This is a genomic window from Pandoraea nosoerga (assembly GCF_902459585.1).
GTDB lineage: Bacteria > Pseudomonadota > Gammaproteobacteria > Burkholderiales > Burkholderiaceae > Pandoraea > Pandoraea nosoerga.
This window is the reverse complement of the sequence record NZ_CABPSC010000020.1, coordinates 59,284-68,226: the sequence shown is the minus strand read 5'-3', so window position 1 is coordinate 68,226 and position 8,943 is coordinate 59,284. Positions and strand designations below refer to the sequence as shown.

Annotated in this window: 11 protein-coding genes; 2 read left to right on the top strand and 9 right to left on the bottom strand. The window is 68.4% G+C overall.

Annotation, left to right across the window (positions count from 1 at the left end; all coding sequences use genetic code 11):
- From PNO31109_RS20410 to PNO31109_RS22330, 6 genes are all read right to left on the bottom strand, one after another.
- Window positions 1-326, bottom strand: a 326-nt coding sequence (locus PNO31109_RS20410) for a hypothetical protein (protein ID WP_150557263.1), incomplete at its 3' end; no start/stop codon positions are given.
- Entirely contained in the window at window positions 323-1,624 is a 1,302-nt protein-coding gene (locus PNO31109_RS20405; protein ID WP_150557262.1) for a FliI/YscN family ATPase, read from the bottom strand. The genes PNO31109_RS20405 and PNO31109_RS20410, both read right to left, overlap by 4 nt.
- On the bottom strand, window positions 1,621-2,328 hold the full coding sequence (locus PNO31109_RS20400) for a FliH/SctL family protein (protein ID WP_150557261.1): 708 nt from the start codon (window positions 2,326-2,328) through the stop codon (window positions 1,621-1,623). Before PNO31109_RS20400 ends, PNO31109_RS20405 begins: the two co-directional genes overlap by 4 nt.
- A complete protein-coding gene (locus PNO31109_RS20395) occupies window positions 2,325-3,344 on the bottom strand; it encodes a FliG C-terminal domain-containing protein (protein WP_150557260.1) in 1,020 nt (339 codons plus the stop codon). The genes PNO31109_RS20400 and PNO31109_RS20395 overlap by 4 nt, the downstream gene beginning before the upstream one ends.
- On the bottom strand, window positions 3,328-4,629 hold the full coding sequence (gene fliF, locus PNO31109_RS20390; protein ID WP_150557259.1) for a flagellar basal-body MS-ring/collar protein FliF: 1,302 nt from the start codon (window positions 4,627-4,629) through the stop codon (window positions 3,328-3,330). The genes PNO31109_RS20395 and fliF overlap by 17 nt, the downstream gene beginning before the upstream one ends.
- Complete coding sequence (locus tag PNO31109_RS22330; protein WP_150557258.1) at window positions 4,626-5,000, bottom strand: hypothetical protein; 375 nt, start codon at window positions 4,998-5,000, stop codon at window positions 4,626-4,628. The genes fliF and PNO31109_RS22330 overlap by 4 nt, the downstream gene beginning before the upstream one ends.
- Here PNO31109_RS22330 and PNO31109_RS20380 point away from each other — a divergent pair, their 5' ends adjacent.
- Window positions 5,001-5,240, top strand: a complete 240-nt coding sequence (locus PNO31109_RS20380; RefSeq protein ID WP_150557257.1) for a hypothetical protein — start codon at window positions 5,001-5,003, stop codon at window positions 5,238-5,240.
- A 131-nt stretch (window positions 5,241-5,371) separates the two neighbouring features.
- Here the strand turns inward: PNO31109_RS20380 and ahpF are convergent, their stop codons facing one another.
- From ahpF to PNO31109_RS20365, 3 genes are all read right to left on the bottom strand, one after another.
- Complete coding sequence (ahpF, locus tag PNO31109_RS20375) at window positions 5,372-6,958, bottom strand: alkyl hydroperoxide reductase subunit F (RefSeq protein WP_150557256.1); 1,587 nt, start codon at window positions 6,956-6,958, stop codon at window positions 5,372-5,374.
- A 175-nt stretch (window positions 6,959-7,133) separates the two neighbouring features.
- On the bottom strand, window positions 7,134-7,697 hold the full coding sequence (gene ahpC, locus PNO31109_RS20370) for an alkyl hydroperoxide reductase subunit C (protein ID WP_150557255.1): 564 nt from the start codon (window positions 7,695-7,697) through the stop codon (window positions 7,134-7,136).
- Window positions 7,698-7,948: 251 nt separating this feature from the next.
- Complete coding sequence (locus PNO31109_RS20365; protein ID WP_150557254.1) at window positions 7,949-8,191, bottom strand: hypothetical protein; 243 nt, start codon at window positions 8,189-8,191, stop codon at window positions 7,949-7,951.
- 238 nt (window positions 8,192-8,429) lie between these two features.
- On the opposite strand from PNO31109_RS20365, the gene PNO31109_RS20360 reads away from it, so the two are divergent.
- Window positions 8,430-8,924 carry a MarR family winged helix-turn-helix transcriptional regulator gene (locus PNO31109_RS20360; RefSeq protein WP_241014118.1) on the top strand — a complete coding sequence of 165 codons (495 nt, stop codon included), beginning with the start codon at window positions 8,430-8,432 and terminating at the stop codon, window positions 8,922-8,924.
- The last annotated feature ends 19 nt before the right edge of the window (window positions 8,925-8,943 follow it).

Below are 8,943 nucleotides of genomic sequence, written 5' to 3'. Positions count from 1 at the left end.
GCAACGCCTTCGCGGCGCCGCTGCGCCTCGCGCACCGCCTGCGCGGCGGCGGACTGCGAGCGCGCCAGCCGGGCCAGCGGCGCCTGCTGCGTTTCGATCATGTCGACCAGCGCGCGCTTGTAATCGGCACGGTTCTGAAAGCTGTGCGCCCGCGCGCGCGTGTCGCCGATCGCCACGGCGCGATACAACTGCGTGAGTTGCGCGACGTTGCGCGAGAGCCGCATCTGTCGCTCGGCAAGCAGGCGGCCCTCGCGCTCGGCGGCCTCGAGTTCGCGCTCTCGCACCGACAGCAGCGCGTACAGCGCTCGCGAAGGTTTCGGCGTCATCGGCACAACGCCTCCAGCCGCTCGCAGAGCACCTCGAACGCGCTGCCGTCCTGCGCACCGTCAGGAGCGTCGCCGTCGCGCTGACGCAGAAACTCGCACATGGCCGGATACCGCGACACGGCCCGGTCGGTTTCGGCATGCGCGCCGGGCACGTAGGCGCCCAACGCGATCAGATCGCGGACCTGCCGGTACGCGTGCCACTGCGCCTTGAATGCATTGGCCGCACCGGAGTGGCGTGCGCCGACCACATGCGTCATGCAGCGGCTCACCGACGCGCCGACGTCGATCGCCGGGTAATGGCCCGCGTCCGCCAGTTCGCGCGAGAGCACAATGTGACCGTCGAGCACCGCACGGGCGGTGTCGACCACGGGGTCCTGCAAGTCGTCACCTTCGGCGAGCACGGTGTAGATCGCGCTCAGACTGCCTTCGCCGGCGCCATTGCCCGCGCACTCGACCAGCCGGGGCAGGCGCGCGAACACCGACGCCGGATAGCCGCGCGCGGCAGGCGCCTCGCCGAGCAGCAGCGCCACCTCCCGGCACGCCATGGCGTAGCGCGTGAGCGAGTCGACGAGCAGCAGCACGTCGTGGCCCGCATCGCGAAAGTGCGCGGCAATGGCGTGGCAGAGCTCGGTGGCCTTCATGCGCTGCGCCGGCGGCGCATCCGCCGGCGCAGCGACGACGATGGCCCTCGCGAGCCCCGTCTCGCCGAGCGTTTGCGTAACGAACTCGCCCACTTCGCGCCCACGCTCGCCGATCAGCCCGACGACGACGATCTGCGCTTCGGTGCGCCGCGTGATCATGCCCAGCAGGACACTTTTGCCCACGCCGCTGCCCGCGAACAATCCGACGCGCTGCCCCTTGCCTAGGCTCAGCAGTGCGTCGATCGCACGCACACCCACCATTAGCGGCTCGGAAACGGCGCGCCTCGTCAACGGCGAAGGCGGCGTGCAGCGCGTGTCGAGCCGCACCTCGCCGCGCAGGGCCCCCTTGCCGTCGAGCGGCTGGCCGAAGGCGTCGATAACGCGCCCGAGCCAAGCGGCACCGATCTCCAGCGACTGCCCGGCCGCGCCGGGCAGCACGCGCGCGCCCGGCACGATGTCGGCCACGCACGCATAGGCGAGCAGCTGCAACGTGCCGTCGGTGAAGCCGACCACTTCGGCATCGGCCCAACGCCCTGCCGCCGTTTCGATGCGGCATTGCTGGCCGAGCGCGAAGCGCTGTCCCCGCGCTTCGAGCACCACGCCGTTGGCCCGGGTGACGAACGCCATGGGGCTCGCCAGCGCGATCTGGTCATTCATTGCGGCACCTGCATGGCAATCGGTTCAGTGCCGGCAATCGACGCGTCGACCCATTCGCCCAGCCGCCGACGGACGACTTCGCGCACGGCCGACTCGCGGCTTTCGCATCCGGCGTCGTACCAAAGGCCGCCGACGTCGACGCGGCTCTCGCCTCGCGGCAACGACGCATCGGCCACGATCCGCCACGCCGCGCCTGGCGCCTGCGCCCCGACACGCGCGGCGAGCGCTCGCGCGTCTTCCGGGTTCACGTACACGGTAACGTCGCCATCCGCGCCCAGTTGCCCGACCAGATGCCGCACGACGTTTGCGATCTCGGGCGCTGCCGTTTGCAACTCCCGCTGCACGACGGTCTTCACGGCGCGCGAGGTCGCTTCCGTCATCGCGTCCAGCGCGCCCGCGGCCAGACGCGCGCGCACTTCGTCGCAGGCCGCCTGCAGCGCGGCCAGGGGCTGCGCGATGGCGTCGAGCTCTTCGCGCAGGCGCGCCGCGTAGGACGCTCGCAAGCGGGTTTCGGCCGCCTGTTCGCCCTCGGCGAGCCCGGCGTCGAATGCCGCCTGCCAGACGGTTTCACGGGCCTGGGCCTCGCCATGCGCCACGCCTTCGGCGTAGGCCTGCGCGCGCACGGTCGCCATGTCGGGCTGCACCGGCAACCAGCCACGCTGCGCCGCTGCGTCGGCCTTCGTGCCGAAACGGTGCGGCTTCATTCCAGCACCTCGCCGTCGGCCAGACGTAGCGTCATGTTGGCCTCTCGCGCCCGCGTGCGCAGCGTGGCCATGATCTCCGTGCGCGCCGCTTCGACGCGCGCCGCGGACACCGCGCCCAAACGCTGCATAGCCTGCGTGAGCGCATCTTCCTGAAGACGCGACATGCGCTCGCGCACGGCCTGGCGCAATCGCGCGTCCGTGCCCTTGAGCGCCGTGGCCCACGTCTCGGTCGACACGTCTGCCACGGCGAGATCGATGACTTCGGGCGGCTGGTAGGCAAGGATGTCGAAGCCGTACATGCTCGCTTCGACGGTCTCGGCCAACGACGCGTCGTGCGCGCGCAGCGCGTCCATCAACCGCTTCTGCTCGTCGGGCACGTGGCCGATGATCTGCGCGGCGAGCCTGGCTCCCTGCACGTCGGCGCTGTCGGCCGAAAGGCCGGCCAGACACCGGTCGGCAATCACCTCCAGATCGGCCAGCAATTCACGATCGACGCGCGTGAGCTGCGCCATCTCGAGCAGCAACGCCTCCTGCTGCGACGCGGGCAGCGCGCGCAGCAGCCGGCCCGCGAGATCGGCCGGCAGATAGGCCAGCAGCAATGCCTGCATCCGGTGATGCTCGCGCGAGAGCACGTCAGCCAGCCTGGCCACGCTTACCCATTGCAGCCGCGCGAGTTTCGGCCGCACGCGGTCGCCATAGATGCCGTCGAGCACGTTGCTCGCAATACCCTCGCCAAGCGCGGCCGAGAGCGAACGCTCGAGGTACGCGCGCGGCGCCGCGCTGGCGCCGCCGTGCTCGGTGCAGGCGTCCAGAAACTGGTCGACGATGGTCTGCGCGTCCTGCTTCTTCACGCTGCCGGCCCGTGACATGGCGTGCGCCACGCGCAGGAGTTCATCGGGTGCGAGCTGCGCCATCACGGCGGCCGCGGCGGTCTCGCCCATACAGAGCAGCAGGACGGCGGCGCGATCGACGCCATTGATTTGCGTCAGCGCACAAGTGTCAGCGGGATGCAGCATGCGAACCAATCCAGTGTTTGATGATTTGCGCGACGCGCTCGGGCTCGCCGGCCGCCAGCGCGCTCAGGCGTTCGAGCTTGCTGTCGAACGAGGTGTCCGACGCGCGTGGCGAATCGGAGGCGAAGGCCGGCAGCGCCGCCTGTTGCGCGACGAGTTCGGCCTCGCGACGCTCGCGCTCGAGAACCTCGGCCGCGGCGGCCTGGGCGGCCGCCTTGCGCCGCCGCGCCCGCCGCGCGAGCACCGCCCACGCGCTCAGTGCGACCAGGAGCAGCGTTCCAAGCGCGATGGCAACGTATTGCTTTTGCGCATCGGTCAGGAGCAGCGCGCCCGGCACGGCTTCCGACGCCCCGAAAGGCGCCACGCCCGCCGACGGCGCAAACGGCATTGCGCTCACGACCAGCGTGTCCCCACGCTGCGCCTGGATGCCGACGCCGGCGCGCAAGGTGCGCTCCAGCTCCGCGAGCGCCTCGGTCGTCCAGCCGTTGCCGCCCGGCGCGGCCTGCGAGTCGACCACGACGGCGACATGCAGTTGACGCACGCGCGGACGCTGGCGCTTGGTCTGTGTGATCGATCGGTCATACGCGAATTGACGAGTGGAGGACATGGTGCGCGTCGCACCGCTCTCGCCGCCCAGCAGCGGCGCCGCGTCGACCGGTCGGTTGCTCATGGCGCCCGGCACGCCGCCGACGACGGCGTCGTCGTCGCGGGCTTCGCGCAGGGCTTCCTGCGTCACGCGCGGCTCGGCGCCCAGCGCTTCGGTGGTGTTCGAGACGACGTCTTCGTCCAGATCCACGCTGACGCTCGCGCGGTACCTGTCGGCGCCGAGAATGCCCTCGAGCAGCGCGCGCACGTTTCGCAGCGCGTCGTCGCGCGACCGGGTGCGCGCTTGCGCGTCGCCATGCATGGCCTCGTCGAGATCGAGGTTCGCGCTAAGCGGCGTGCCGTGCTGGTCGACGATGGACACGTCCTGCGCCGCCAGACCGTTCACGCTGCCCGCTACCAGCTTCACGATGGCGCTCACCTGCTGCGGTGTGAGTTTCTGGCCGGGGCGTACCGAAACCAGCACCGATGCGCTCGCCGACGCCTTCGTGTTGGTCACGAACGACGTCTGCGGCGCGAGCGCGATGTGGACGCGCGCGGCGTCCACCGCGTCGATCGACATGATGGTGCGCGACAACTCCCCCTCGAGGCCGCGACGAAAACGCACGTCCTGCACGAACTGGCGCACGCCCAGGCGCTCGTCGCGGTCGACCAGCTCGAGCCCGGGCGGCAGCTCCGGTGTCACGCCCCGGGCGGCAGCTCCGGTGTCACGCCCCTGGCGGCCAGTGCGAGACGCGCACGGCCGAGCCGGTCATGCGGCACGAGGATCGCGCCGGTCTCGGGATGCATGCGAAACGGGATCTGCTCGGCGTCGAGCACGCCGGCGGCCTGCTCGACCGAAATGCGCTGGTGCTGGCCGAAGAGCGGCGCGTAGCCCGTGTCACGGGCGTACCACGCAACGGTCGCCGCCGTGATGGCGCCGGCCGCGAGCACGATCGGCAGCGCACCGCGCAGCTGAGCGCCGACGCCTGGCGTCTGTGCGCGCCACGTCTGCCAGCGCTGTCGCGATCGCGTACCGACCTCGCCCAGAGTGCGCAAGAAGTTGTCGAATCCCATATGTCCGTTCACCTGACCGGAGCGACGCGGAACGAAGTCCCGCGGCCGTCATCCGGCGAATACCTGGCCGACGCGCGACGCGAGAAGCACGGGCGTCGTGTGTCGATTGAAGGAGCACATGTTGACGACGAATTTGCCAACTATCGAAAAACTCCACGCGCTTTGGGCATCGTCCGCATGGAAATGACGGATTTAAGCGAAATCCCATTAACGTGTGCGCAAAACCCATGGCACGCATGACGGATATGACAAAGCCCTCACGCGCAACACGCGTGAGGGCTTCGTTGAGTCATACGAAAACTGCGTCGAGCGCCCGGCCGAAACTCGTGTGGCCCCGGCGGGGCGGGCCGCCCTGCCGCTGCCACTCGGTGTCAAGCGGCGATGGCTTCCGGCTCGCTGGCCTCGTCCTCGACGGAACTGAGCATGAGATGCTCGAACGCGCCAAGCGCGGCCTTCGCGCCCTCGCCGAGCGCAATCACGATCTGCTTGAACGGCACGGTCGTCACGTCGCCCGCGGCGAACACGCCCGGCACCGACGTCGCCCCCTTGGCATCCACCTCGATTTCGCCGTGGCGCGAGAGCGCGAGCGTGCCCTTGAGCCACTCGGTGTTCGGCACGAGACCGATCTGCACGAACACGCCCTCGAGTGCGAGCGTGTGCGACTCGCCCGACGCGCGATCGACGTACACGAGACCATTCACCTTCTGACCGTCGCCGGTGATCTGGGTCGTCTGTGCGTTCATCAGCACGCGCACGTTCGACAGGCTGCGCAGCTTGCGCTGAAGCACTTCATCCGCACGCAGTTGCGTGCCGTACTCGATCAGCGTGACTTCGTCGACGATACCGGCAAGATCGATCGCGGCTTCCACGCCGGAGTTGCCGCCGCCGACCACGGCCACGCGCTTGCCCTTGAAGAGCGGACCGTCGCAGTGCGGACAGTAGGCCACACCGCGGTTGCGGTACTCGCGCTCGCCGGGCACGCCGATTTCGCGCCACCGCGCGCCGGTGGCCAGTACGAGCGAACGGGCCTTGAGCACCGCGCCGCTGGCAAGATGCACTTCGTGGATCTTGCCGGGCACGAGCGCTTCCGCGCGTTGCGTATCGATCACGTCGACGTCGTAGGTCTTCACGTGCTGCTCGAGCGCCATGGCGAACTTCGGCCCTTCCGTGTGCGTGACGGAGACGAAGTTCTCGATGGCCATCGTGTCGAGCACCTGACCGCCGAAGCGCTCGGCGAGCACGCCCGTCGAGATGCCCTTGCGTGCGGCGTAGATGGCCGCCGCGGCGCCGGCAGGGCCGCCGCCCACGATCAGCATGTCGTAGACGGGCTTGCTCTCGAGCGCCTTCGCCGCGCGCGCGCTCGCCCCGGTGTCGAGCTTCGCGAGCAATTCCTTCACGCTGCTGCGGCCCTGCGTGAACGACTCGCCATTGAGGAACACCGTCGGCACCGCCATCACCTGACGCGCCTCGACCTCGCCCTGGAACAGCGCGCCGTCGATCGTCACCTGCTGGATGCGCGGATTGATGAGCGCCATCACGTTGAGCGCCTGCACGACTTCCGGGCAATTCTGGCACGACAGCGAGATATAGGTCTCGAAGCGCAGGTCGTCATCAAGCGCCCGGATCTGCGCGATGGTGTCGTCATCGAGCTTGATCGGATGGCCACCGACCTGCAGCAACGCCAGCACCAGCGACGTGAACTCGTGCCCCATCGGCAGCCCGGCGAAACGGATGCGGGGGGCCTCGCCCGGCGTGCCGATGGCGAACGACGGACGGCGCTCGTTCGCGTCGTCTCGCGCCACCACGGCGATGTGCGGCGAGAGCGGCGCGATCTCGTCGACGAGCGCCTTCATCTCAAGCGCCTTCGGGCTGTCGTCGAGCCACACGGCGATCTCGATCGGGCGCGTGACTTTCTGGAGGTACGTCTGCAATTGAGCTTTGAGGTTCGCGTCCAACATGGCGTGTATCCGTCTCGATAGGGTGAACAGGGGCCGCCGCGCCGGCCGGGGCGGGCGCAGGCAGGTGTCGTGAATTCGGAAAGGGTGCCGGCGCGACAGGTTCAGGGGGGCCGCGCGCCGGCGGGGACGCCGCTCTGTGACGGGAGCGGCGTTTGCTGCAGTGAAGCGGTAGCGCTTAGATCTTGCCCACCAGGTCGAGCGAGGGGCTCAGCGTTTCAGCGCCCGGCGTCCACTTGGCGGGGCACACTTCGCCCGGATGCGACGCCACGTACTGGGCAGCCTGCACCTTGCGCAGCAGTTCCTTCGCGTCGCGGCCGATGCCGTTGTCGTGGATTTCGCACAGCTTGATCTCGCCCTCCGGGTTGATCACGAACGTGCCGCGCAGCGCCAGGCCCTCTTCCTCGATCAGCACGTCGAAGTTGCGCGAGATGGCGAGCGTCGGGTCGCCGATCATCGGATACTGGATCTTCCGGATCGTGTCCGACGTGTCGTGCCAGGCCTTGTGCGTGAAGTGAGTGTCGGTCGAAACGCTATAGATCTCGACGCCCAGCTTCTTGAACGCTTCATAGTGATCGGCCAGATCGCCGAGCTCGGTCGGGCACACGAAGGTGAAGTCGGCCGGGTAGAACACGACCACCGACCACTTGCCCTTCAGGGTCTCGTCGGTCACGGTCGTGAAATCGCCATTGTGATAGGCGGTGGCTTTGAACGGCTTGATCTGGGTGTTGATGATCGGCATGTCGTTGTCTCTCTGACGGGGTGGAAAGTGTTGACAGTATGCCGAACACTATCGGTCAAATAAAATTGATTATAAAAATCTATGTCATAACGTCACGCTATCGGCGGCGATGGCCTGACGACCATCGGCGAGGGTCTCGCCTGCCGCGCCCCGGCCGAGACGAGTACACAGGACCGACGCCCGCGCGCGAGGCGGCGCGTCGGTCTGTCAGTCAGCCAGTGGCGATTTTCGGGGGATGGCGCCGGCGCGCGTCAATGCGGCTGAGAGGCCGCCTCGGATCGGCAATCGTCGGCGCGGCACGAGGGCGGTGCCCCGCGCGCGTGCGTGGCAGCCCCGGACGACGTGCCCTGACGTCCGAAGCCGATCTGCTGGAATACGCCACCGCCCAGTTCGACACCGGTGGCGTAGTGATAGGCGGCAACCGTGGAGCCGAGTGCCACCGATAGCAACAACAACGTTCCCGTGCGCCAGCGGCGCCGGAGCGTGGAAGCCATGTCTCCTCCCTGTCAGAGGTCGGCCCGCTCGGACGACGCTTGTCACCGATGCACCGGTAGCAGGCGGCCAGCACATCGCGTGGTCTCGGCGGGGATCGAGTTCCAGTCACTGCTGAGTCTCGTTTTTTCGCGATTCTGCACGCACAACGCGCGGTTTGTCACCCCGACTATCCCTAAGCCCCCCAGATATATCGCAATATGATATGTTTTTCGGTTTTCGGACTCTCGCCGTTCCGTCATGTCGCAGCCGCCTTCTTCACCCCGCCCGGCAGCACCCTCGCAGTCGCATGATGCTGTCGATGCCGCTGATGCCGCCAACGCTCCGCTCACCGCCGCCGCGTTGACCAAGAGCGATTTCGAAGCGCTCTCCGAATTCCGCTACCGCCTGCGCCGCTTCCTGAACTTCAGCGAGGCCGCCGCCCGCGCGGGCGGCATCACGCCGCAGCAATACCTGCTGCTCCTGCACGTGAAGGGTATACCGGGGCGCGAGTGGGCGTCGATCAGTGAATTGGCCGAGCGCCTGCAGGCGGTCCATCACAGCGTGGTGGCACTCGTGGCGCGCTGCGAAAAGGCGGGCCTCGTGACCCGCCGTCAGAACGAGAGCGACCGGCGCGTGGTGGAGGTCCATCTGTCGGCCGCGGGCGAGGCGTGCCTGTCGTCCCTCGCCGCCCAGCATCGCAACGAGTTGAGCACCTTCGCCGACATCTTCCACATTCGCGGCGTTCACCTGTAATCACCACATCGTCATGGCC